At 59.5% G+C, this 247-nt stretch carries 1 pseudogene; it reads right to left on the bottom strand.

Annotated features, from left to right (window positions below):
* Nucleotides 1-158: 158 nt before the first annotated feature.
* Nucleotides 159-245 (bottom strand): annotated as a pseudogene (locus tag AAEZ06_RS27975) (outer membrane lipoprotein carrier protein LolA); the annotation flags it as partial.
* Nucleotides 246-247: the final 2 nt, after the last annotated feature.

Genomic DNA, 247 nt, shown 5'->3' with positions numbered 1-247 from the left:
CCGTGGGTCGCCGCGATGGGCCATCCCTGGCCCAGCGCGGCTAAACCGGCATCCTTGCCGGTTTACCCACTGCGCAATATCTGCGTTCGGCCTCTGGTTTTATGGGCAGGCAGATCAAGAGCCAGATCAAGAGCAGAGCAAAAACCAGTCCGCTTTTCTGTAGGAGCGAGCTTGCTCGCGAAGAACCTGAGGGCACCGCGGTGATTCAGGATGCCAGCGTCATCGTTAACGACCATCGCGAGCAAGC

The sequence above is a fragment of the Pseudomonas sp. HY7a-MNA-CIBAN-0227 genome, assembly GCF_040310325.1.
Classification (GTDB): domain Bacteria; phylum Pseudomonadota; class Gammaproteobacteria; order Pseudomonadales; family Pseudomonadaceae; genus Aquipseudomonas.
This window is presented reverse-complemented; position numbering and strand designations above follow the sequence as displayed.